The 22117-nt window shown below is 69.4% G+C and carries 20 protein-coding genes and 1 pseudogene; 3 read left to right on the top strand and 18 right to left on the bottom strand.

Annotated features, from left to right (window positions below):
* The first annotated feature begins 129 nt into the window (after positions 1–129).
* Positions 130–1191: a hypothetical protein gene (locus tag ACRVYW_RS13885; protein WP_108871793.1), complete on the top strand. Its 1062-nt coding sequence runs from the start codon at positions 130–132 to the stop codon at positions 1189–1191.
* A 7-nt stretch (positions 1192–1198) separates the two neighbouring features.
* Here ACRVYW_RS13885 and ACRVYW_RS13880 read toward each other — a convergent pair whose 3' ends face one another.
* From ACRVYW_RS13880 to ACRVYW_RS13800, 17 genes are all read right to left on the bottom strand, one after another.
* On the bottom strand, positions 1199–2668 hold the full coding sequence (locus ACRVYW_RS13880; protein WP_431805330.1) for an SCO6880 family protein: 1470 nt from the start codon (positions 2666–2668) through the stop codon (positions 1199–1201).
* A 3-nt stretch (positions 2669–2671) separates the two neighbouring features.
* A complete protein-coding gene (locus ACRVYW_RS13875; protein ID WP_431805329.1) occupies positions 2672–4024 on the bottom strand; it encodes a conjugal transfer protein TrbL in 1353 nt (450 codons plus the stop codon).
* A gap of 31 nt (positions 4025–4055) precedes the next feature.
* The gene (locus tag ACRVYW_RS13870) at positions 4056–4325 is read right to left on the bottom strand and encodes a DUF6112 family protein (RefSeq protein ID WP_108872453.1); all 270 of its coding nucleotides are present in this window, start codon (positions 4323–4325) and stop codon (positions 4056–4058) included.
* A gap of 120 nt (positions 4326–4445) precedes the next feature.
* On the bottom strand, positions 4446–4712 hold the full coding sequence (locus tag ACRVYW_RS13865; RefSeq protein WP_108871790.1) for a DUF6112 family protein: 267 nt from the start codon (positions 4710–4712) through the stop codon (positions 4446–4448).
* Positions 4712–6355 (bottom strand): M23 family metallopeptidase, encoded by a 1644-nt coding sequence (locus tag ACRVYW_RS13860; protein WP_431805328.1) that lies wholly within the window; start codon positions 6353–6355, stop codon positions 4712–4714. The genes ACRVYW_RS13865 and ACRVYW_RS13860 overlap by 1 nt, the downstream gene beginning before the upstream one ends.
* An 18-nt stretch (positions 6356–6373) precedes the next feature.
* Positions 6374–7045, bottom strand: a complete 672-nt coding sequence (locus tag ACRVYW_RS13855) for a hypothetical protein (RefSeq protein ID WP_431805327.1) — start codon at positions 7043–7045, stop codon at positions 6374–6376.
* A 74-nt stretch (positions 7046–7119) separates the two neighbouring features.
* Positions 7120–8142, bottom strand: coding sequence for a ParB N-terminal domain-containing protein (locus ACRVYW_RS13850; RefSeq protein WP_431805326.1), 1023 nt, complete (start codon positions 8140–8142; stop codon positions 7120–7122).
* On the bottom strand, positions 8139–9032 hold the full coding sequence (locus ACRVYW_RS13845) for a hypothetical protein (protein WP_431805325.1): 894 nt from the start codon (positions 9030–9032) through the stop codon (positions 8139–8141). Before ACRVYW_RS13845 ends, ACRVYW_RS13850 begins: the two co-directional genes overlap by 4 nt.
* 100 nt (positions 9033–9132) lie before the next feature.
* A complete protein-coding gene (locus ACRVYW_RS13840) occupies positions 9133–9543 on the bottom strand; it encodes a hypothetical protein (RefSeq protein WP_431805324.1) in 411 nt (136 codons plus the stop codon).
* A 57-nt stretch (positions 9544–9600) separates the two neighbouring features.
* Entirely contained in the window at positions 9601–10326 is a 726-nt protein-coding gene (locus ACRVYW_RS13835) for a DUF2637 domain-containing protein (protein ID WP_431805323.1), read from the bottom strand.
* A complete protein-coding gene (locus ACRVYW_RS13830) occupies positions 10326–11276 on the bottom strand; it encodes a bifunctional DNA primase/polymerase (RefSeq protein WP_431805322.1) in 951 nt (316 codons plus the stop codon). Before ACRVYW_RS13830 ends, ACRVYW_RS13835 begins: the two co-directional genes overlap by 1 nt.
* Positions 11276–12355, bottom strand: a complete 1080-nt coding sequence (locus ACRVYW_RS13825; protein ID WP_431805321.1) for an ArdC family protein — start codon at positions 12353–12355, stop codon at positions 11276–11278. The genes ACRVYW_RS13830 and ACRVYW_RS13825 overlap by 1 nt, the downstream gene beginning before the upstream one ends.
* Positions 12356–12589: 234 nt before the next feature.
* Positions 12590–13456, bottom strand: coding sequence for a helix-turn-helix domain-containing protein (locus tag ACRVYW_RS13820; protein WP_431805320.1), 867 nt, complete (start codon positions 13454–13456; stop codon positions 12590–12592).
* A gap of 134 nt (positions 13457–13590) precedes the next feature.
* The gene (locus ACRVYW_RS13815) at positions 13591–14790 is read right to left on the bottom strand and encodes an MFS transporter (protein ID WP_431805319.1); all 1200 of its coding nucleotides are present in this window, start codon (positions 14788–14790) and stop codon (positions 13591–13593) included.
* A 117-nt stretch (positions 14791–14907) separates the two neighbouring features.
* The gene (locus ACRVYW_RS13810) at positions 14908–15237 is read right to left on the bottom strand and encodes an ArsR/SmtB family transcription factor (protein WP_431805318.1); all 330 of its coding nucleotides are present in this window, start codon (positions 15235–15237) and stop codon (positions 14908–14910) included.
* Positions 15238–15371: 134 nt separating this feature from the next.
* On the bottom strand, positions 15372–16379 hold the full coding sequence (locus tag ACRVYW_RS13805) for an MFS transporter (RefSeq protein WP_431805317.1): 1008 nt from the start codon (positions 16377–16379) through the stop codon (positions 15372–15374).
* A gap of 34 nt (positions 16380–16413) precedes the next feature.
* Positions 16414–16695, bottom strand: coding sequence for a DNA cytosine methyltransferase (locus tag ACRVYW_RS13800; protein WP_431805316.1), 282 nt, complete (start codon positions 16693–16695; stop codon positions 16414–16416).
* A 305-nt stretch (positions 16696–17000) separates the two neighbouring features.
* Between ACRVYW_RS13800 and ACRVYW_RS13795 the strand changes: the two genes are divergently transcribed.
* Positions 17001–18131: a hypothetical protein gene (locus ACRVYW_RS13795; RefSeq protein ID WP_431805315.1), complete on the top strand. Its 1131-nt coding sequence runs from the start codon at positions 17001–17003 to the stop codon at positions 18129–18131.
* A 56-nt stretch (positions 18132–18187) separates the two neighbouring features.
* A pseudogene (mobF, locus tag ACRVYW_RS13790) lies at positions 18188–21738 on the top strand (MobF family relaxase).
* Between the two features lie 9 nt (positions 21739–21747).
* On the opposite strand, the gene ACRVYW_RS13785 reads toward mobF, so the two are convergent.
* A partial coding sequence (locus ACRVYW_RS13785; RefSeq protein ID WP_431805314.1) for a DNA-processing protein DprA occupies positions 21748–22117 on the bottom strand: 370 nt, incomplete at its 5' end.

Raw genomic sequence — 22117 nt, 5'->3', positions numbered from 1 at the left:
GACGCGACACCCCCCCGACCCCGGCGGAGGTGAGGGGGTCGGGGCGCTGTGCCTGCCAGGTGCGCGCGGCTCTGCTGTGTCCGTGGCGCCGGATAGCGTTGCCACGCAGGTGAATCGAGAGGAGCCGAGGTGGGATCACAGCAGTACCGCGGAGAGCTGGAGCGCAAGCGCAAGCAGCGCGTCGACGCGGAGAAGAAGGCCGGTGAGTACCGGAACAAGGAGTCGAAGAAGCGTGCCGAGGCGGACAAGGCACGTCAGGAGGCGACGAAGACCAAGAGCGCGGCGACACAGAAATCGAAGTTGAGCCGGGCCGCGCAGCGTGACAAGGAGGCCGCGTCCGCCGGAAGCGAAGCGAACAAGTGGCAGGCCAAGGCCTCCGGCTACCGGAAGCAGGAAGCAGACCTCCAGACCAAGCTCGCCCGAGCAGAGCGCTCCGAGGCCGACGCGGCGGAACGCAAGCGCAAACGAGAGCAGACCGCCGCTGATCGGCGTGCGGCTGCCGAACGTGCGGCGACCGAAGCGCGCTTCGACCGCACGGAGCATGCTGTCGGCGAAGCGCTCCGGGAACTGCGGGCACCCAAGCCGGAGAAGCTGCGGGTGCTGTTGCTCGGCGCGTCCTCCGAAGGGGATCTGCGCGTGGGGCGAGAGCAGAAGCGCATCCGATCCGCGGTCGAGTCCGCGCTGCACCGAGACCTGATCGAACTCGATGTTCGCCCTGCCGCGACCGCGAGCGACCTGCTGGATGGCATCACCAAGTTCCGACCGCACGTCGTGCACTTCTCCGGACATAGCAACGAAGACCTGATCGTCTTCGAACACGACACCGATGCACCGCACGACGGGCACGTCGTCACGGCGCGGGCGTTCTCACGCGCGATCGCCGCCACCGATGACCCGCCGCTGCTCGTGCTGCTCAACGCCTGCAGGTCCGCCGCACAGATCGATCAACTCGTCGCCGACGTCGTCCCGTTCGCCATCGGCATGGCCGACAGCATCGACGACGCCGACGCCATCAACTACGCCGCCCAGTTCTACGCCTCCATCGCGAACGGGCAATCCGTCCGGTCAGCTCATCTCGCCGGCCAGGCCGCATTGGAACTCGCTGGCCTGGACGGTGCCGAGCTCCCGACCCTCGCCGCAGCTGCCGACGTCGACCCAGGCGCCACGATCCTGGTCAAGCCCACCGACTGACCACCTCTCAGATGCGCCGCGCCAGCGGCAGGGCGGCGGCGGTGAACGCGGCGGCCTGCTGCCCGACCAAGCGCCTCGTCTCGCAGGAGGCCTGGATCGCGGCCTGCTCGATCGCCGCGACCGCGGTATCGAGTTCTTCGACGGTCGGGGCGGTGACGGCGATCAGGCCGGTGTAGCGCAGCACCCCGTGCCCCGCGGTCAGGTCGGCTTCCTGGCGCAGCACGTCCTCGTACTCGGCGGTCTGCGAGGCGTCCTGGATCTGCCCGATCTTCGCCCGCTGGGCGCGGTCGCTGATGTACTCCACCTTCTTCTTGCGGATGTCGCGCACGGCCTGGTCGGTCCTGAGCGGGGTGCACAGCAGCGATATCGACCGCTGTATCCCCGTCGACAAAGTGATCGGGGCGAGGAACCCGGGATACACCATCGCGCGCGGCCATTCGCTGATCCACAGCACGGCGTGGTGGCCGGAGTCGGTGCGCAGGCGCTCCCACGTCTCGGCGACGGCGACGGGGCCGGCTGTGGCGAGGTCCTGCCCGAGCTGCCCGTGGCGTTCCAGAGTCGGCCCGATGGCGGGGTCGTAAGCGGTGCGCAGCATCACCGCCAGTTCCCCGGGGCTCAACCACCCGGACGGGGTGAGGTCGGCGGCGCGGAGCGCGGAGACGAGGGTGGTCATCTCCTGGCGGAGCACGTTCGCCGCGCCCTTGATGCCGCCGCCGGCGGTCCGGATCTGCCGGCCCGCCGCCTTCATATCCAACGACAGCGACACGGTGGTGGCGTGGCGTTCCCCAGCAGGCCCTGCCCGGTCAATCAGCTCGGCGTAGGTGGTCGAGGCCCAGGAGTCGTCGTGGGTGCCGTGCTCGGCCCACCATTCGGCGAGCCCCTGCCCGGAATCCGGCAAGGTGCGCTCCAGCACTTGGAGGGTGGCGACCCGGCCGGAGCGGCAGACCGTCGCCAGCACCCGCCCCCAGGCGGTGACCCGGCGGTGCTGCTCGGACGGGTCCAGGAGCACGAACGCCGGATGCGTCACCGACACCACCACCGTCAGCGTGTTCGCGGTGGGGTCGTGGATCATCCCGGCCCCCGTCTCGGGATCGGTGTACTCGCGCAACCTGGCCATGTCACCGGGCAGCGCGAGCGTGCCCTCCGGCCGCGGGGCGACGATCCGGCGCCGGTAGAGGAGTTGTCCGCCGGCGGTGCGCCAGGCCCACCAGGCGCACACGGGTATCCACTCGACCAGTGCTCGGCCGCCGATCTTCACCCACGTCAGTGCGATCGCTGCCGCCCAGATGGGGGCGGAGTAGGCGATGAGGATGCCGCCGCCGGCGTAGAGCGCTCCGATCAGGGACGCACCACCGATGCCGAGGGCGATCATCTGCGACAGCGACAGGCCCAGGATGAGGCCGCGGCGGGTGAGGCGGGAGAACTTCACCGGCACCAGCTCGCGGGCGCTCGGTGTGGTGTCGTCGGTGCGTGGCATCGCCTACTCCTTCCGGCCGGCCGTGCCGGCGTCTGCTGAGGCGGACCGCTCGGTCGAGGTCTTCGGCATCGGCGCCGACGGATCCGGCGGCGTCCCACCCGAACCCGGGCCGCTGCTGTCACTGGGGGTGGTGTGGCCGGCGTTCTGCGCGCCCGCGGCGACGGTGTCGGCCTGGTTTCCGAGCTCTCGGCCCGCCTGCGGGCCGGCCTCGGCGGCTTCCTTGGCGACCATGACGCCGGCCACGACCGGGGCGGCAGGCCCGGTGCTCGCGGCGGTCCCCGTTCCCGCCTCCGCGCTCGCGGTCTCCGTCCCCGCCGTCTCGGTGCTGGCCGCCGGCTTCGGCGCTGGCGAGCTCCCGCCCCCGTCACGTCCGCCCCCGCCATCAGTGCTGCCGAGGATCTTCTTCGGGCCCTCACCGCCGGCCCTGGTGGGGATCGGGACGGGCCGGTTCATGGCGTTCTTCGCGTCCTGCTCGGCGCCCATCGAGTTGTAGAGGTCGAAGCCCACGAACGAGATGAGCCGGTAGACCATGTAGGGGGCGAACGCGGCGATCCCCATCAGCACGATGCCCGCGATGGGCTCGGTCACCGCGGTGAGGCCGGCGTCGATGGGCGTCGCGACCTGCGTGATCGCGACCAGGAACACCACGACGAGGACGAGCTTGGAGACGATCAGGGCGATCAGGAACGTCACCCATTTCCCGATCCACCCCTTCGTGACATCCCACGACGCCCCCGACAACGCGAGCGGGGCCAGCACGACGGTGACGAGGATCAAGGCTTTCCGGATCAACAGGCTGAACCAGACGATGCCGATGGCGGCGATCATCAGCCCGGCGAGGAAAATGCTGACGATCGCGCCGACGCCGGGGGCGGCGATATTCAACCCGGACAGGGCGCTTGCGAGGAGGAGGAGTTGGTTGCCCATCGATTCGGTGGTCTCCCCGGCTGCCTGGATGAGGCCGATGCACAACTGGTCGACGATCTCCAGCAGCACCGTCGTCAACGTGATGACCACGAAGCTGCCGAGGATCGACTTGCCGGCCCCGAGCGCGGCCCGGGAGAGGGCGCCGGGGTCGCGCTGGATCATCCCCGTGATGAGCTGGAGGAAGAAGAAGATCGCGACGATAAACAGGGCGATCCCGAAGACGATGTTGTAGACCGAGACGAACCCGTCCTGGTTCAGGTCGACCAGGGTGGTGGTGTCGAAGACGGTCCACATCATCTCCATCAACCACGCCGCGGCCCCGGCCATCGAGGAGGCGAGCCAGTCGAACGGGGCGGCGATCAGGGACGCGGTGCCCTCACCGACGGCGTCGCACACGGTGGAGATGACGGGGATATCGCACACACTCACGGCGCACCCCTCCTTTCACACGCAGAAGGGGTCAGACCTGCTGGCCGACCGACCAGCCGAAATTCACCAGCGCGACCGCGGCACCGCAGATCACGGCCGCGCCGCAGGAGATCAGCAGCCCCGTCTTCCCCCGCCCGGCAAGGTGCGGGTTCGAAGAGTTGGAGCCGTAAGCCCAGATGATCGCGGAGACGATCAACGCGAGCACAGACAGGATCAGGCCGACGGTCATAACGGCGCCGACGATGGTACGCAGCTGCTCGATACCCGGCAGCCCGCTGGAGTTAGGGTCGATGTCGATCACGATGTGCCCTTTCACGAGACGAGAGACAGTTCCGACCGCCAGGTGCACCCCGCAACCCCCAGGCACACGAACGGCCCGCCCCCAGCGGGGCGGGCCGAAAAGAAGGAGGAGGGATGGTGGTTAGAGCTGGTTGCCGATGCTGATGAGCCAGTTCAGCCACGCGACGCCGGCGCCGGCGAGGATCGCGCCGGCGAAGGAGACGAACACCCCGGCCCGGCCGCGGGCCGCGAGCTGGTAGTTGCCGTTGCTGGCGCCGATCGCCCAGCAGACGCCCGAGACGATCAGCATCAGCACCGCCACGATCAGCACGAACATCAACAGCGCGCCGGCGACCTCCCGCAGATCCTCGATCCCTGACAGCCCATCGAAATCCGGAAACACCTCCATCACCGATCACCGCCCTTCACGGTGATGTGGAGGTGGTCGAAGTGTCCGCCGGTCACGTCGCTGGGGTCGTGCATCCCGCCGCCGTTGTAGTCGCGCCAGCCTTCGTCGGCGCGGGCGAGGGACCAGATCTTGCCCTGCCAGATGAGGTACTCCACGCCGAGGGTCTCGGCGTGCTCTTGGAGCCAGTTGGTGACCTGCCACCCGTACTCGACCTGGGTCGGGGTCGGGTACTGGCCGATCGCGTTCCCGAACGCCACATCACACGCCCGCCCGATCGGATGCTCCGACTTCGATCCCGGCCGGGGCGAGTAGCACGCCCACGTCGACTCCGGGAACGCGGCGAGGGTCTGTTCGTAGACGCTGCGCATCCGCAGGGTGATCTGCCCATCCGTGGTGGGGTCGTCCACCAGCTCGTCCGGGTCGCCTTCCACCGGCGACGGATCACCCGGCGTGTCCTGCTGGGTGTCGCAGTCGTCTTGCCCGGGTGGGGTGACGTCGGACTCGTCGAGGTCGGCGGCGTCGTGGTCGTTGAGCCATTTCGCGGGGTCGATGTACTCGCCGTCGGTGCCGCCGTCGCGGACCTCGAAATGCAGATGCGGCCCCGTGGACATGCCGCTGCTGCCGACGTCGGCGATGTGCTGCCCGGCTCGCACCGTGTCGCCCGGCTGGACGTGGATGCCGTGCTCCCAGGAGTGCGCGTACGCGGTCGCGATGATCTTGCCGTCGATGCGGTGCTCGATGACGACAAGACCGCCGTAACCGCCGGAGAACTCCGCGACCGTCACGATGCCGTCCGCGGCGGCGAGGATCGGCGTACCGTCCGGGGCGGAGAAGTCACTGCCGGTGTGGAAAGACTGCTCCCCGGTGATCGGATGCGTCCTCGGTCCGAACGGGCTGGTCGGCACCCAGGTGCCCTCCGGGAGTGGGAACACCACCCGCGAGGACTCGACCGGCTCCGCGCTCACCAGGACCGCGGCTCCGGTGGGGCCGGGGTCGCCGCTGCCGGTGAGGGCGGTGAGGATGTCGCCTGCGACGGGCTCGTAGTTGTCGTAGCGGTCCGGGTACGCCGACACCTCCACCGCCTGGGCGGCTTCGCCCTTGCCCATCTGCTCCCAGCCGGGGATGTCCAGCAGACCCCGCGGTGAGCCGGCGTTGGGGCCGTCGGGGCCGCCGTAGAACGCGGCGGCCTGGTAGTCGGGGTCCATGAGTTCGGCGACGGTGCCCCACCCGGAGGCCGGGCGCATCTGGAACAAGCCGAGAGAGTCGTGGTCTGAGCCGTTGCCGTCGTTCGGGTAGTCGCCGCTCTCGGGATAAGCGCCTGTGTTGGCGAGCATCCGCATCCGCGACTCGGTCAGCGCCGCCATCAGCGCGATGATGATCCCGTCGCGTCCGACCCCCTCAGTGGTCGAACCGGTTTCGATGATCGTGGCCGCGTGGGTGAGCTCGGTTCGTCCGAGGACGATCTGTTCCCCGTTGCGGGTGGTGGAGGTCAGTTCGTCGGGGATGTCGCCGACCTGCACGCTGCCGCCAGGAGCTGCGCAGGAGGCGGCGGAGGGGTTGACGAGCAGCCCGACCGAGACGAGCACGACCATCGGACCGAGCAGGACGAGGGCGGCGAGCCCCGCGATCGCTTTGCGCAGCATCAGAGCGTCCCCCAGGTCTCAGCGCAGGGGCTGGTCGAGGACGGACAGGCGCAGCAGATAGCACGGGTCGCCGTCGGGCGGGCAGGTCAGGAAGATCGTGAACGCCACCGCATGCGCGCTCGACGTCGGTTCGTCGTTCCAGATGCCCTGCCGGTGGCGGATGCCCTCGACCGTGTACGCGGTGGTCCCCGGCGCCAGTTGCCCCGGCTGCGCCTGAGCTTCGGCCTCCGCCCACGCGGCAGGCACGAACACGTCCGTGATCTCCAAGTGCTGGGTGGTGGAGTACTTGCGCAGCTCGACCCAGGTGTCGCGGGTCGGGAGGTAGCCGGCGATGTCGGAGGCGAGACCGGCCTGCTCGATCCCGGAAGGGTCGGCCACCTTCAGGAGCACGCTCGTGTAGTCCAGCGGCATCAACCCGCTAGTCGTATCCCACCCGAACAGCGCCTCGGCCACCAGCCGGGCGAACTCCTCGGGGTCATCGGTCTCGGGGATCGGCGCGAGCTCCCGCGGCGCGCGGTCCGTCGTGCCCGGTGTGGTCGGTGACGGGCGCGCGGGTGGCGGGTCGCTGGTGGTGCGAGGGCCGGAGACCAGGCCGTAGACGCCGACGCCGACCAACAGCAGCACGACGACAGCGGCCGAGATCAGCACGACCAGTCGGCGGCGGGAACGAGAAGCATCTGTCGAGTTCATGCCCCCCAGGTGCGCTGGAACGTACATCCGCCCCGGCACCCACGCAGGGTCCGAGGCGGCGAAATGCCCGAGGGTCAGAGCGCGTGCAGATGCCGCACCGCACCGTCCCCGTCTTCGCGGTCTTCGTCGCCGCTGTCGGGGTTGTGGTCGCGTGCGGCGGTGAGGGCGGTGGCGAAGCGGGCGGTGCCGTCGGCGATCGTCAGGAACATCTCGATCTGCTCATCGGTGAGCTCGCGGGCGAGCACGGCCGGGTCGTAATGCGTCCACCAGTCGACGAGTTCGCCCCAGATCACCACGAACGAGCGGGTCGTCCACACCGTGAGCCCGGCCGTTGCAGGAGTGGCCGCCTTCTTCGTGCGGCGGGGCCGGTTCTTGGCGCGGGCGACTGCCTCCTGCGCGAGCCGGTCCAGCTCCGCATTACGGCTCCGGGCGGGGTCTGCGATGAGGGTGCGGATCTCCTCGAAGATCGGATGCACCGGCGCGCCCGATTCGATTCGCGCCAGCGCGTCCGCCACGGCTGCGCGGGTGTCGTCGGGGAGGTCGTCACGGTCGGCGGCCTGCTGGATCGCCTCGATCTTGTCCAGCGTCCGGTAGGACGCCGCTCCGGGGATCATCGCCGCCGCCTGCTGCCGCGTCTCGCCCGCCGGCATCGGTGACGGTGCCGGAAATTTTCCGCCACCGTCCTCCCCGCCCTCTCCGCTCTCGGACGGCTGGTGGTCGCTGCTGAACCGGGAGGCTTCCTGTCGGCGGGCGGCGTCCTCGGCAAGGAGGGTCTTGAGCTCGCGGTACAGGCTCGCGGCTTCCAGTGGGGTGAGGTCCTTGTGCAGCAGGTTGTCGTCCTGCTCGGCCAGCACATGTCCGAGCCGGTCCGAGATCCCTTGCCGCACCCACACGTTCACGGTGCGCCAGCCGAGCTGCTGGATCGCGGCGAGCCGGCGCCTGCCGCACACGAGCACCCCGTCCGGGGTGATCGTCGGGGGCTGGAGCAGTCCGTCGCGGGCGATGGACGCGGCCAGGGAGTCGATGTCGCCCAGGTCGGTGCGGTGCCGGTTCCCGATCCTGATCGACGACACGGCCCGTTCCAGCTCGATACTCATCGCCGACCCCCACCCTTGCGTGGTGCCGCCAGCGACACGGTAAGCACGAGGTCGTCGTCGTGCAGCAGCACCGGCACCGTCTCACCGATCAACAACCTGAGCAGGATGCCCCGCCCCGCCGAGGTCGCGGCGACACCGGGGGCGGGGTTGCCGAGCAGTGCCCGCAGCAGCGCCATCCACGAGGAGCCGGGCAGGTCGAGCAGGGCGCGGGAGTGCTTGTCGCGGCGCAGCACCTCGAACGCGGACTGCCGCGATCCGGCACGGGCGAGGGCGTGGCAGACATGCTCGACCGCGGCGCGGGCCGTCTGCGCCGGCCAACCGAGGACAGTGACGAACGCGATCGCGTCCTCCACCGCACCAGAGGCCGACGTGACCACCCCGGCCGGCTCCACCACCTCCCGCTCACCCCCGCTCTCGCCGTCGTGCTCGTCGTCGGGGTGGGGGTCGGTGATGTGGAACGCGGGATGGTAGTCATCCAGCGGGTTCTCCCGATCGGAGAGACGTTCGGCGTCGTGGAAGACCGAGTAGTGCGGGCGGCGCGCCTGATGCGTCGAGCACAGCAGGCCTTGGGCGCGTTCCTCGGCGATGCAGGTGATCCGCACCGCGTGGGTGACCACGCCCCACGGGTCATCGGCCTCGCGCGCGGAACGGGTGCGCATCACATCGAACGCCGCAGCCGCCGCCTCCCACGGATCAAGGCCGTGCTTGCGCGCCAGAGCGGCGTACTTCTCGGCCGCGTACTCCATGAGCTTCGTGGCGGTCGGATCGGTGCGCCACGCGCCCGGCCCTTCCGCGTGCAGCCGGGCCAGCAGGGCGCGCAGGCCCTCGCCGGTCGTGTAGTCCTCGCCGCCTCCCGGGGCAGCAGCGGCGGTCGTTGTGTGCGGGATCATCTCGGCACCTCCTGCCAGGCAGGTGCACACCGGCTCCCACGAGTAGCGGGGCGGTCAGGGAAAGAACGTCGGATCGTAGACATGACGGCTCACCCCTGGGTCACTTCCTGCCCAGACCCGGCGACTCGGGTGCGGGCTCCTCGCGGCCGAACGCCGAGAGCGGCGGCAGCCGCCTCGCGCCGGCGGCGATCTGCCGGCCGACATACTTGGCGCTGACCGCGATGCCGTGCCGGGTTCCCCGAGCGAGCTTGGCGTCCAGGTCGATGCCTCGCCGCGACAGAGAGCCGCTGCCACGGGAGAGCAGGTCGGAGGCGCGCACCCAGTCCACCCCGCGGGTCGGTTTCTCCACGTCCACGCCCTCCGCGCTTTGCTGCTCGCGGTCGACGTCGGCGGCCTGGATCGCCTCCGGTGCCATCCCCGCCGACGGATCAGGCCGCTCCGGCCCTGCCACCTCGGATGGTGGCGGCGGCTCGGGCGACTGCTGGTCGTGCGGGTGCTGTTCGGTGTTCATGACAGTTCCTCCTCGGAATGTTCAGATGCAGTGCCGGCCTCCTGCGGGACGGACGACTCAGACACCTCGGCCTCGGGTGGGCGGGGGAAACCAGCGGCCCACGGTCGAGGGGTGCACATCGAGTTCGCGGGCGATCTGCTTGTTCGACCAGCCCGCCTCCCGCAGCCGCGCCGCCCGCTCCCGCCGACCCGCACCAACCACCGTCGAAGCCGACTCGTGCGTCGCGGGCACGGACGGGACTACTTCGCCCACGTCCTCGTGCTGCGGTGAGGGATCGTCGGGCTCCGTCGCCGGGCTCTCGGTTGGGGGCTCGGGTGCGGTGCCGCCCGCCGGCAGAGCCGGCAGAGGCTCCTCGGTCTGCGGAGGGGTGGTCGTGGTGCGGGTGGAGCGGATGAGCACGACCGTGAGATGCGTGGACGCCAGCAGCACCAGGGGTGGGACGGCGGCGACGGTCGCGGCGAGCAGGCCCGGCACGGACGCCTCGGCGGTGACCAGGGCGTGCGCGGCGTTGGCGATCACCGAGACAAGCGCGCCGCCGATGAGCAGCGCCCACGGATACCACGCCGCCCGGCGCCCATCGAGAGCGACCACGGCGACGGTCGCGACCACGATCAGCCCATCGACCAGCAGCGGCCAGATCCACGCCTGCCCAGCCCCGATCCCCGAGCGCACGGCGAGGTCGGCCAGCGCCGTGAACGACAGCCAGAACGCGCCGGCGGCGATCATGACCGTGCCCGACGCAGACGAATACACCGCCCACCGACGCCCCGAGAACTGCTCCATCACAGCCCCCTTACCGCCGGCGCCCGCGCGGGCGTCTCGGGTGCGTCGAGGCCGTGGGCCTGGCGACCCCGAGACACCGCACCCATGCCATGGCGGGCTACGGAGCCCGACTGGGCGGGGGTGCCGTGGATGTGTTTGTAGCCGGAGGTGACGGTGCGGGTGATCTCCCGCCGTCCGAAGTCGGGCTGCTCGACCGTGAGCATCGCGTCCAGCGCCTCCCGATACGGCACGCCTTCCTCGGCGAGGATGCAGGAGGCCCAGAACAGCTTCCGGTTCCGGTCGGTGCGCTCTCCGCCCAGCCAGTTCGCGAGCTTCACCGGATCGGTCCGCCCCGACCTGCGCGCATGGGCCGGGAATCGGCGCGGCGGTTTGGGTGGTTCGAGGAAAGCCCGGAGCCGGTCTGCGTCCAGCGGGTGTGCGGGGTCGGTGCCGAGCTCGGTGATCCGGTAGGGCACGGTCTCGCCGTCGATCACGCGGATCGAGGGTGGGGCGACGATGTAGCCGCCGTCGCCGCGGAAGTCGATCCCCGCATCCCCGGCCTGCCACGACCGCTGCTCCATCTCGTCGGCGGCTGGGTAGTAGAGGTGCAGGCCGCCCGTGGGCGAGCGCACCAAGAACTCCCACCCTGTGACGAGGCCGGCGCGGTCGGCGCGGTTCAGGGCGTCGTAGCCGTTCGTGCCGTGCACGTCCACATCCACCACGACCAGGCCGGAGGCAGCGCCGGTGGGGACGCCGATGTTCGCCTGTGGGAAGCGCCGCCACCAGGTCTCGACCTGCCGCGGGTTCGTGGTCGCGTCCCGGAAGCCGCGGCCGTGGCGGATCAGCGGCACCTTGTCGCGCGGCGCGACCGGGAACACCGGCACCCCCGCAGACGCGAGCCCGGCCGCGGCCCGCGGGAGGGGCTGGTCGATGGCGTCGAGGAAGATCGCCGACAGATCACGGACCGTCATCACAGCCCCCGCCCCGCTCGCTCGGGCCGCGCCTCCTCAGACTCCACGGCAGGCGCCGGCCGGCCGGAGCCACGTTCCGGCGGCCGACGCTGGGTGTCGCGGCCGAGGCCGGGCGGGGTGCCGTCGCTCACCTGGATCGTGTCGAGGCCATCGAGGATGTCGAGCGCGGTTTTGCGGATACGCTCCCCAGCGGCCTGCACCACCTCGACCGGATTCTTCCCATCCACAGCCGCCGCCCACCCGGCCACGTACGGGATCGTGTACTCGCTGGTGTCCATCCCATGCGCGGCACCGATCATCAGCGCCACCGATTCGGCCTCGACCTCCCCGATCCCGCGATGCTGGCGGGCCTCCTCCTGGTCGGGGCCGTGCATCAGTACGTGGGCGAGCTCATGGCCCTCGGTCTTCACCTGTGCGGCGTCGTCCATGTTGGTGCGCACCGCGACCTGGCGGGTCTCGAAGTTCGTGAGGCCGTTCGCGCCGCCGATCATGCCCTCGTGCGGCACCCACAGCAGCTCGAACCCCTCGGCCTCGATCCGCTCCGCCAGCCCCTCGCGCAGTCCTTCCGGCGCCTGCCCGGTCAGCAGCCGCGGCTCCGGCTTCTTCGGGAGGGGGTCGCCGGTGGTCTGGGAGACATCCCAGACGTAGGCCGGGCGTACCCCGACCATCTTCGAGCGCACCGTCTCGCCCGGTTTGGGCTTCTCGCCTCGGTTCAGGCGCCGCCACGACGCGGGATCGGACGGGTTCGCGGACGCGAATCTTCCGGTGACCGGGGCGAGGATCTGGTACCCGGCCTGGCCTTTGCCGACCTGCCGGCCGAGCTGTTGCCACTGCTTGTAGCCGGCGACATAGGTCGGGAACGGCTCCGGGACGCGGCCCTGTTCGAACGCGGCCTGGTGCTGCTCACAGATCAGCAGGACGTTGTTGAACGACCGCGACCGGAACCGCGCGGCGAACCGGAGCGCGTCGGCCCACTCATCGCCGGTGACGAGCCGCTCGACCGCGCCGGTGAGCTTCCCGTGGAGCTCGTCGAGCTTCGCCTCCCGCGCCTGGCGGGCCTCCTCTTGCCTCGTCACCATCGTCGGCCTCCTCCCGGAGGGCCAGCCACCAGGGGCGGCGGCTGGCCCTGTACCTGCGAGGTGAGCCAGGCACATCCGGCGAGTCGAGACGGTCAGCGAGCTACGGGATCGGTAGGTTGGCCGCCAGGACAACTGTGGTCGTGCCTGACGTAGGACATACCGGCCTACCAGCGCTCCCTCCGACGGTGGGCGGGAAGCGGTGATGTCCGGTCGGACGCCGGACGAAGTGAGGGTTTACCGGACCACGGTGCCGTTCTCAGGGTGATCCGTGGTGACGGGGCGCATGGCGCGGTAGCGGCTCGGGCTGAGCCCGGTGTGCTCGATGAACGCCTCGGTCGCACGTGACCGGCTCGACCAGCCCACGCGCCGGCCCGCAGCAGCCACGGGCAGGTCGGTCTCGCGTAGCAGCCGGGCCATCTCCTGCACGCGCAGCATGGTCAGGTAGGCGATCGGGGTCTTCCCGAACGCCTCGGCGAACACCCGCGTGAGTTGTTGCGGAGACAGCCGCACGGTCTCGGCCAGCTCGCCCAGTGTCCACGGGTGCGCGACGTTCTCGTGGAGGGCTTCACGGGCGAGCATCGCTTCACGGCGCAGCGGCGCGAACCGCCGGGTACGCGGCAGCACGGGGCGTGAGCGTGCCCGCTGCAGGGGTGTCAGCCGCACCGGGGAGATACGGATGTGCGGGGCGAGGACGTCCATCACCGCGAACCAGAGGACCTGTAGCCGGTTGAACCGTTGCGGGAAAGAGCCCTGGATACTGAGGGCGACCATCTCGTCCAGCCACGGCGTCACCATGCCCGCTCGGTCTTGGCCGAGGCGCAGGATCTGTGCGGGCTCGGAGTAGACCTTTTCCGCGAACCCTTGCGCGTCGAGCCGATCATGCAGGATCGTCGAGTGCTGCCAGAATAACTGATCGAGCGCGAAGTCGGTATCGACGTAGATCGCGGTGAGAGTGACGAGGTCTTCGGGTTCGGCGCTGAACAACACGTTCGGGCCGATCAGGACCGCATCACCGACGCTGACCGGCTGATGCCCGAACTCGCTGAACACGATCGCCGACCCCGACCTGACGAACACGAGTTTGAGACAGTCGTAGACCATCGGCCCGATCGGACGACGGATCGAGCGAGTCCGAGCGACCAGCGGAACCAGCCCTTTCGCACCACGGGAGTGTCCGGCGGCCTCGGGAACCGCCGGACACTCCCGCTGAGCTGCCCCTGGTCGGGCGAACCCGGCTATGCGGCCATCACCCCGGACTGCTGCGGCTCGCTGTCCGAGGGCTTCGCACGCTTCTGCGCTGCGACTGCGCCGAGGAGCACGAGAAGCGCGGCCACGGCAAGAACTGCGCCGACCCAGAGGGGGGCCGTGAAGCCGAGGGTCGTGGTGATGGCGATGCCGCCGAGCCAGGCGCCGAGGGCGTTGCCGATGTTCAGTGCGGCGATGTTCATGCCCGAGGCCAGGGTGGGGGCGTCGCCCGCGACGTTCATGATGCGTAGTTGCAGGCCCGGTGCGGCGGCGAACCCGACCGTGCCGAGCAGCAGCATCAGCACGACTACCGCGACCGGTACCGCAGCCATGAGGCCGAACGCGACCAGCACGACTGCGAGAGCTGCGAGGATCGCGAGGAGGGAGCCATTCAGGGAACGGTCGGCGGCCTTGCCGCCGAGGATGTTCCCGATGAAGCTACCCGCGCCGAAGACGAGCAACAGCCACGGCACGGCCGCCTCAGTGAACCCGGTCACGTTGGTGAGCGTGAACGCGATGTAGGTGAACGCACCGACGAGCCCACCGAAGGTGAGCACGCTCACCAGCGCGGAGGCGAGCGCCTGCGGTCGCCGGAAGATGCCCAGCTCCCGGCGCAGGCTCGGCACCCCGCTCGCCTCGTTCGTGTGTGCGGGGCGGACGAGGATCGCGATGCCGATCATCGCGATGATCCCGATGGCGGTGATCGCCCAGAACGTCGACCGCCAGCCCGCGGCCTGCCCGAGGAAGGTGCCGGCCGGAACGCCGAGCACGTTGGCGACGGTGAGGCCGGCGAACATCAGCGCGATGGCGCCGGCCTTCTTCTTCTCCTCGACGAGGTCGGCGGCGACCACGGCCCCGACGCTGAAGAACGCCCCGTGGCACAGGGCGGCGATGATCCGGCCGGTCAGCATGAGGCTGTACGTCGGCGCGACCGCGGAGACGAGGTTGCCGATGATGAACAGCACCATCAGCCACAGCAGCACCTTCTTCCGGTCGAACCGCGACACGGTCACCGTCAGCGCGAGCGCACCGACGGCCACGCTCAGCGCGTACCCGGACACGAGGATGCCCGCCGTACCTTCCGAGACGCCGAACTCTGTCGCGATCTCGGGCAGTAGCCCGACGATCCCGAACTCGGTCAGACCGATGCCGAACCCTCCCAATGCCAACGCGATCAAACCCCACGGCATACGCCACTCCTTCGACTCGTCACAACGACGCATCGCAATATCTCGATGCGAGAGTCAAGCATCGCAAAAGTTCGATATGAGGTCAAGTCGAGGGTGCGCCGAGGGCGCCGCGGTGGGTCAGATGACGCTGGTGAAGAGGGCGCCGAGCTCGGCGAGGCGGTCCTCGTTGCGGCGGTAGTGGGTCCACTTGCCCACGCGGGTGCTGGTCACGAGTCCGGCGCGTTCGAGGGTCGCCATGTAGGACGAGACTGTGGACTGTGCGAGGCCAGTGCGGTCGCGGATCTGTGTGATGCAGACCCCGTACTCGTCCGGGTCGGCGATGCCCTGCTCGACAGGGAAGTTGCCGCGCGGGTCACGCAGCCAGGTCAGGATCTGTAGTCGGATGGGGTTCGACAGCGCCTTGAATGCGTCGATCGCATCGACCTGAGCCTCGGTCTCGGCTGTCATGGCCGCACTCCTCGCCGTGTCGCATCGCAATATGTCGATCCATGCTATCAGCCAGGGGCCAGCCGCTCGGCTCAGCGACTGCTAACGCTCCCGAAGCCCCTCGGTAGACCGAAGTCGGCACTTCACTCTCGCCATCAGGCGTCAACCTCTACGCTGCGCGTCCGCTCTTCGCGCACGCCGTGTCGGAGGTAGGGGCTGGCGAGGGCCGGGAGGATCACAAGGATCGCGAGGATCGCCATCCCAACACCGAGGATCACTGGCGAACGCAGCCCGTAGGTCGGGATGAGTGCGGAGCCGATGGCCGAGCCGAGGATGATCCCGAGCGTGATGAACGAGGAGTGCACGGTGTTCGCCAGAGGCGCGGTGCTCCCAGCTCGCTGCGCACGGACCGCCATCGCCGGGTTCATCGTGACTCCGACCAAGCCGATCCCGAACATGAACACCAACGCGAGTGCTGGAACATCGGTGAAGAACGCGAACCCAGCCAGGAACACGGCATTGAGCGCGGTACCGGCGAGCAGGGTCGAGATGGTGTGCCGGTCGGCCAGGCGCGCCACGATCATGTTCCCGACCACGGTTGCGGCACCGTAGGCCAGCAGCAGCAACGGCACGGTGGTCTCGGCGAAACCGGTGACCTGTGTGAGGATCGGGGTGAAGAAGGTGAAGGCCGAGAACGTCGCGCCGATGATGAGCGTGCTCGACACGATCGCCAGGAGGAACTGCGGCCGACGCAGCACCGCGAACTCTGCGGAGGCGGAAGCCCGGGGCTGCTCGGCGCCGGTCTCCGGCCGCGGGTTGCGCACCACGGCGAGGGTGAGGATCGCGGCGATCACCGTCAGCAGCGAGATCGTCCAGAACGCGGACTGCCAGCCGAGCCTGCCGCCGACGAGCGTCGCCAGGGGCAGGCCGAGCAGCGTGCCGAGCATGAGCCCGTTCATCGCGACGCCGACCGCCCGGCCGCGGATGCGCTCGTCGACCAGCTGCGCGCACAGCGACACCGCGACGCCGAAGAACGCCTGCGCCGCGATACCGCTGATGACGCGGGCGACGACCATGACCGGGTACGTCGACGCGAGCGCGGCGATGACGTTGCCGACCAGGAACACGGCGAAGATGACCGAACAATGGCCGGAGGGAGACATCGATCTCCGCGGTGGAAGCTGGTAGCAGCAGAAGTCACGCTCTCGCCCCGAGAGGCTTGACATTGAGGCAGGGGAACCCGCCGATCAGCACGTCCACCGGCGGCACATCGTTCCAGTCGACGGCTGTGATGTCTCCGAGGTTCGGGATGCCCGGCCAGTGGTCGGCGAAGACGCGGATAGAGGGGGTGTTGATCTCGGAGAACCAGATCGTCTCCCCGCCGGTGGCGTACTCGACGGCAAGGTCAAGGCCGCCGTACCCGGAGAACAGCGACCCGACCCGGAGAGGGCGGCCGCAATGGGAATGGTCGTCGCGCATGAGGGCTCCGCAGGCTTCGTGAACCCCGGACCTCGACGCGCCGAACGGGCGCCAACCTGCCGGGCTGAACACCTGCCAGGTGCACCACCGACTGCCCGGCACGCAGCGAACGACCGCGACGCCGAAGGGCTCTCGACCGTGCCTTCGTCGGCCCCGACAACCCTCCGTCTGCCTGTCGCCGTGACTCTCGTCCTCGCCGCCTCAACGAGCCGCCACACGTCTTTCAAGCGAGGGTTGACCGGCTAACCTGAGATGGTAGACGACGGGCGTTTGGTCCGCGTGGGCGATCAGGATGGCGGTGTGATTTGACGGCTGAGCGGAACATCGCCGCCCTCGTTGGCAACGGTCTGTCGATCGCGTTCAACCCCGAACTAAACCTCCAGAGCATCACCGAAGAGGTGCTTCGTCGCATCGAGGAGTCGGACGGCGGTGACGTTGTCATCGCCATGAAGGAGATTGCCGAGCGCGCTCTTCCCGACGGCGCAAGTAGTGCCGAGGACTTCGAAGTGCTTGTTGGTGCGTTCGGGGCAGAGTCACGCACACTGGATGTCCTAGATACTCTTGCTGCGTTGACTAAGCCATCTGACAAGAAACTCAGGAAGGCCATCAGGCGAGTCTCTCGATTTGCTGAACAAGTGCGAGACACCGGCATTTCGCATGTTCTTGAAGTAATCGCAGAGCGATCACATGCCTACGCTGATGAAGCACAAGGCCTCTACGACTTAGTGACCGCGATCACTGAGTCCTTCGACGGTAAAGTTGTCATCGGGAATCTCAACTACGACACCCTCATGCTCGCCGCGCTCCTGACGGTCTGCCAATCGGAGCTTGCAGATATGGGGCACGGGTATCGGCGTGTGAAGGTACTAGTTGACGACCGAGTTGAACGCGAGGTGCAGGCGCTCCGATCCAGCAGCGGGGATTTTCCGCTAGGGAAAAGAGTGCAACTACTGCACATTCACGGATCACTAACGTTCTGGGCAACGCGTGATCGGAAGATTCACGCCAAGCTGCCCAAGGACATGCTCGATGACGGGGACCAGTGGCGTGCGATCCGTGACGACACAACGAACGTCCGACCAGTCGTTGTTCTCGCGAACCGGAAAGATAAGGCGGAACACGTCGCTAAGTTTCCCTTCGATCTGGCCTACGAGATGTTCTCGGGTGGTTTGGCTGCGTCCGACCACTGGCTCATCATCGGCTATTCCTTCAAGGATGGTCCTGTGAACTCCGCACTTCGAGCAGAGTTCATCGACCGCGATCCGAAACCCAGCGTGCTTGTGGTGACTTACGGTGATGAGCCGCGTCGGCGAGACGTGGAAAGGGCATTCGGTTGGGGTGCTGAGGACGGTTCCTCCAAGACGTGGCTCACCATCAACCGCGATGGTGCGAGCGGCGTGGAGAAGACCGACGATTGGCAGGACTTCGTCGCGTAGCGAGGCTCTCCAGATCCCTCTAGTCAGAAGCACACCTTCCTGGTGTGACGGTTTCGATGCGAGTAATGAGCGCCGGCGATGGCTATGAGTACCTACTTCGCACTGTCGCCGCAGCTGACGGCGACCGCGACCTCTCGACCCCGCTGACGAGGTATTACACGGAGGAGGGAACACCTCCCGGCTTCTGGATGGGGTCGGGCCTGCCGTACCTCGGCACAGGTGAGCTCACCGAGGGCGGGCAGGTCTCCGAAGCGCAGCTCCAGCTCCTGGTCGGGATGGGCCGCGACCCCATCACCGGGGAGCCGCTGGGTGAGGCGTACCGGCAGTACGCAAGCGTGCAGGAGCGCGTCGACCGTCGGGTCGCCGACCTCGACCCGGAGCTGGGGCCGGTGTCTCGTGCGGAGCAGGTCGCGGCGATCGAGGCGGAGGAAGCCGAGCGCGGCACCCGTCGCGTGGTCGCGGGCTACGATCTGACGTTCTCGGTGCCGAAGTCGCTGTCGGCGTGGTGGGGTGTTGCGGACGGAGGCACGAAATCCCTGATCGCGGACGCCCACCATCAGGCCGTTGCCGAGGTGGTTGCGTTCCTCGAACGCGAGGTTGCGACCACCCGCGTCGGCGCCGCCGGCCCGGACGGGGCGGTCGCGCATGTCGATGTCGCCGGCGTCCTCGCCACCGCGTTCGACCACTACGACTCACGTCGTGGCGATCCGCAATTGCACACCCACGTCGTGGTGAGCAACAAGGTCCTCACCGTGCAGGACCAGAAGTGGCGGACCCTCGCCGGTCGCCCGGTGCACGCCTCGGTCGTCGCCCTGTCCGAGCTGTACAACGCCACGTTGGCGGATCGGATCACGGGCATGTTCGGGATCGAGTGGGAGGCCCGGGAGCGAGGCCGGGATCGCAACCCCGCGTGGGAGCTCGCCCCGGTGGCCGACGAGCTGATCTCGGAGTTCTCCTCCCGGTCCCGGCAGATCGAGGAGGAGAAGACCCGCCTGATCGACGCCTACCGAACCAAGCACGGCCGTGAGCCGTCGGCGGCGACGATCCTGAAGCTCCGCGCCCAGGCGACGCTGGCGACCCGTCCGGAGAAGCATGTGCAGTCGCTCGCGGACCTCACCGCTGGCTGGCGGCATCGCGCCACCGAGCTGCTGGGCGAAGACGCGACCGGCTGGGCGCGCACGCTCGCCACCGCCGCCGAGCCGTCGGTGCTGTTGCGGGCTGATGACGTGCCACTCGACACGATTGCCGATCTGGGCAGTGCGGTGGTGGTGGCGGTGGGGGAGAAGCGGTCGACGTGGCGGCGCTGGAACCTCCACGCCGAAGCCTCCCGGCAGCTCATGGGTGTGCGGTTTGCGTCGGCGGAGGATCGGGAGGCAATCACCGGGATGGTGACCGACGCGGCCGAGCAGGCGTCGCTGCGGTTGACGCCGCCGGAGCTGGCGTCGAGCCCGGTCGTGTTCCGCCGTCCGGACGGGTCGAGCCGCTTCCGCCACCCCGGCGCCGTGCTGTACTCAACCGAAGAACTGCTGGCCGCGGAAGACCGCCTCCTCGACCGCTCGCACGCGACGACCGGCCGACCGTGGAACTGGCCACCGTCGAGCGGATCACAAGCAGGCCCGACGCGGAAGGGCGACGGCTCGGCCCCGATCAGGCTGACGCCCTCCAGCGGATCGCGGTGTCGGGCCGGGTCGTGGACGTGCTCGTCGGGCCCGCCGGTGCGGGGAAGACGACGGCGATGAGCGCGTTGAAGCGGGCATGGGAGCAGCAGCACGGCGCCGGCAGCGTGGTCGGGCTCGCGCCGTCGGAGAACGCGGCGCAAGTGCTCGGCGAGGAACTGGGGATCGAGACGGAGAACACGGCCCGCTGGTGGCAGATGCACCTCCTCCACAGGACCACGTTCGACAAGGACCAGCTCGTCATCCTCGACGAGGCATCCCTGGCCGGCACCGGCTCCCTCGATCGCATCACCGGCCTCGCCGAACAAGCCGGCGCGAAAGTCCTGCTCGTGGGTGACTGGTCACAGCTCCAAGCCGTGGATGCGGGCGGGGCGTTCGGGATGCTCGTCCACGACCGCGACGACGCCCCAGAACTCACCGACGTGCACCGGTTCACGCAGGCGTGGGAGAAGTCCAACTCGCTGGCCCTGCGGCACGGCCGTACCTCGGCGATCGACACGCTCATCGAGCACGACCGGGTGCGCGGCGGGGAGCAGGGCGCGATGGTCGATGCCGCCTACACCGCCTGGCGACGCGACGTGCAGGCGGGGTGGGCGTCGATCCTCGTCGCCGAAACCCGCGAGACCGTTACCGAGCTGAACGAGCGTGCCCGCGCCGACCTCATCCTCGACGGCACGATCACCCCCGGCCGAGAGGTCGCCCTGCATGACGGCACCCAGGCGTCCAAGGGTGATCGGGTCATCACGCGGGAGAATGACCGGCGGCTGCGGTCCAAGAACGGCCGATCGTGGGTGCGCAACGGCGACCGGTGGACGATCACCGCCGTCGCCGGGGACGGGTCGATCACCGTCCGCCCAGCTGGGCGACGCTTCGGCGGATCGCTCGTGCTGCCGGCCACGTATGTAGCGGAGCAGGTCGAGCTCGGGTATGCGATCACCGGGCACCGTGCCCAGGGCGTCACCGTCGATACCGCGCACGCGGTCGTGACGGCGACGACGACGCGGGAGAACTTCTACGTCGCGATGACCCGCGGCCGGCACGGGAACTACGCCTACGTCGCCACCGACACCACCGACGACGCGCATGTCGCCCCGCACCCCTCCGACAACCCCGACGCCACCGCCCGGTCCGTCCTGTACGGGGTGCTCCAGCACGTCGGCGCCGAGCTGTCCGCGCACGAGACCATCACCGCCGAACAGGAGCGCTGGGGCGCGATCGCCCAGTTGGCGGCGGAGTACGAGACCATCGCCCAAGCCGGACAGCACGACCGCTGGGCCACCCTCCTCACCGCGTCCGGCCTCACCGAGGAGCAGGTCGATCTCGTGCTCGGCTCCGACGCCTACGGTGCCCTGTCCGCGGAGCTGCGCCGCGCCGAGGCCAACCATCACGACCTCGGCGCCCTGCTCCCGCGGCTCGTGGCAGCGCGAGGCTTCGCCGATGCCGACGACATCGCCTCGGTCCTGCATCACCGCCTCGCCCGCGCAACCGCCCGACCTGCCGGGTCCGGGCGCACCCGCCGGTCGCCGCGACTGATCGCCGGGCTCATCCCGTATGCCTCCGGCGTGATCGACCCCGAGATGCGCCACGCCCTCACCGGACGCGAAGAGCTGATCGAACACCGCGCATCCGCGGTCCTCGACCGCGACCTGAACGAGGGCGAGCCGTGGACGGCCGCGCTCGGGAACAAGCCCGCGGACGAGTGGACGGCGCAGCGATGGCGACAGGCCGGCCGGGTCGTCGCGGCGTACCGCGACCGGTACCAGATCACCGACGAGACCCCGCTCGGCCCCGTTGCGGAATCGGATGCGCAGAAGCTCGACGCCGCCCGCGCCACCGCAGCGCTCACCCGGGCCCAGCAGCTCAGCCGCCACACCCCGAACACCGAGCAGCCGGACCTCACCATGGAGGCCCGGCAGGGGCGCACGCTCTGACCCGGCGGATCAGAGGGAGCGGCCGGGCAGGTTCTGATCGACGGCATCGAAATCGCGCGCGGTGCTCAGGCCCGTGGTTCGTGCCGGGGCCTGGCGTCGTCGGTCGCTGGTGAGGATGGCGAGGTCGTGGTGGCCGGTCACGATGGCAGCGGTGCCCTCGCTCAGCAGCAGATGCGTGCCGGTGCTCGCCGCGGACGTGACCGGCCCGGGCACCGCCCCAACCCCACGACCGAGGGCATGCGCTTCGCGGGCGACGTGCTGGGAGCCGGAGCGTGCCCCGGCTTCCACGATCACCGTCGCCGAGGACAGTGCCGCCAGGAGCCGGCCGCGGGCGAGGAACCGGTGCCGGGGGGGGGGGGGGGAGAGGGGTGGTTGGGCG

This window comes from Microbacterium sp. bgisy203 (assembly GCF_965345155.1).
Classification (GTDB): Bacteria; Actinomycetota; Actinomycetes; order Actinomycetales; family Microbacteriaceae; genus Microbacterium.
This window is presented reverse-complemented; position numbering and strand designations above follow the sequence as displayed.

What these genes read in the sequence shown, in the direction of transcription:
- ACRVYW_RS13815 (WP_431805319.1), bottom strand. Translation starts at nt 14,790, where the DNA reads ATGCCGTGGGGTTTGATCGCGTTGGCATTGGGAGGGTTCGGCATCGGT.
- ACRVYW_RS13805 (WP_431805317.1), bottom strand. Translation starts at nt 16,379, where the DNA reads ATGTCTCCCTCCGGCCATTGTTCGGTCATCTTCGCCGTGTTCCTGGTC.
- ACRVYW_RS13830 (WP_431805322.1), bottom strand. Translation starts at nt 11,276, where the DNA reads ATGACGGTCCGTGATCTGTCGGCGATCTTCCTCGACGCCATCGACCAG.
- ACRVYW_RS13835 (WP_431805323.1), bottom strand. Translation starts at nt 10,326, where the DNA reads ATGGAGCAGTTCTCGGGGCGTCGGTGGGCGGTGTATTCGTCTGCGTCG.
- ACRVYW_RS13820 (WP_431805320.1), bottom strand. Translation starts at nt 13,456, where the DNA reads ATGGTCTACGACTGTCTCAAACTCGTGTTCGTCAGGTCGGGGTCGGCG.
- ACRVYW_RS13855 (WP_431805327.1), bottom strand. Translation starts at nt 7,045, where the DNA reads ATGAACTCGACAGATGCTTCTCGTTCCCGCCGCCGACTGGTCGTGCTG.
- ACRVYW_RS13810 (WP_431805318.1), bottom strand. Translation starts at nt 15,237, where the DNA reads ATGACAGCCGAGACCGAGGCTCAGGTCGATGCGATCGACGCATTCAAG.
- ACRVYW_RS13840 (WP_431805324.1), bottom strand. Translation starts at nt 9,543, where the DNA reads ATGAACACCGAACAGCACCCGCACGACCAGCAGTCGCCCGAGCCGCCG.
- ACRVYW_RS13865 (WP_108871790.1), bottom strand. Translation starts at nt 4,712, where the DNA reads ATGGAGGTGTTTCCGGATTTCGATGGGCTGTCAGGGATCGAGGATCTG.
- ACRVYW_RS13880 (WP_431805330.1), bottom strand. Translation starts at nt 2,668, where the DNA reads ATGCCACGCACCGACGACACCACACCGAGCGCCCGCGAGCTGGTGCCG.
- ACRVYW_RS13850 (WP_431805326.1), bottom strand. Translation starts at nt 8,142, where the DNA reads ATGAGTATCGAGCTGGAACGGGCCGTGTCGTCGATCAGGATCGGGAAC.
- ACRVYW_RS13800 (WP_431805316.1), bottom strand. Translation starts at nt 16,695, where the DNA reads ATGCGCGACGACCATTCCCATTGCGGCCGCCCTCTCCGGGTCGGGTCG.
- ACRVYW_RS13860 (WP_431805328.1), bottom strand. Translation starts at nt 6,355, where the DNA reads ATGCTGCGCAAAGCGATCGCGGGGCTCGCCGCCCTCGTCCTGCTCGGT.
- ACRVYW_RS13845 (WP_431805325.1), bottom strand. Translation starts at nt 9,032, where the DNA reads ATGATCCCGCACACAACGACCGCCGCTGCTGCCCCGGGAGGCGGCGAG.
- ACRVYW_RS13825 (WP_431805321.1), bottom strand. Translation starts at nt 12,355, where the DNA reads ATGGTGACGAGGCAAGAGGAGGCCCGCCAGGCGCGGGAGGCGAAGCTC.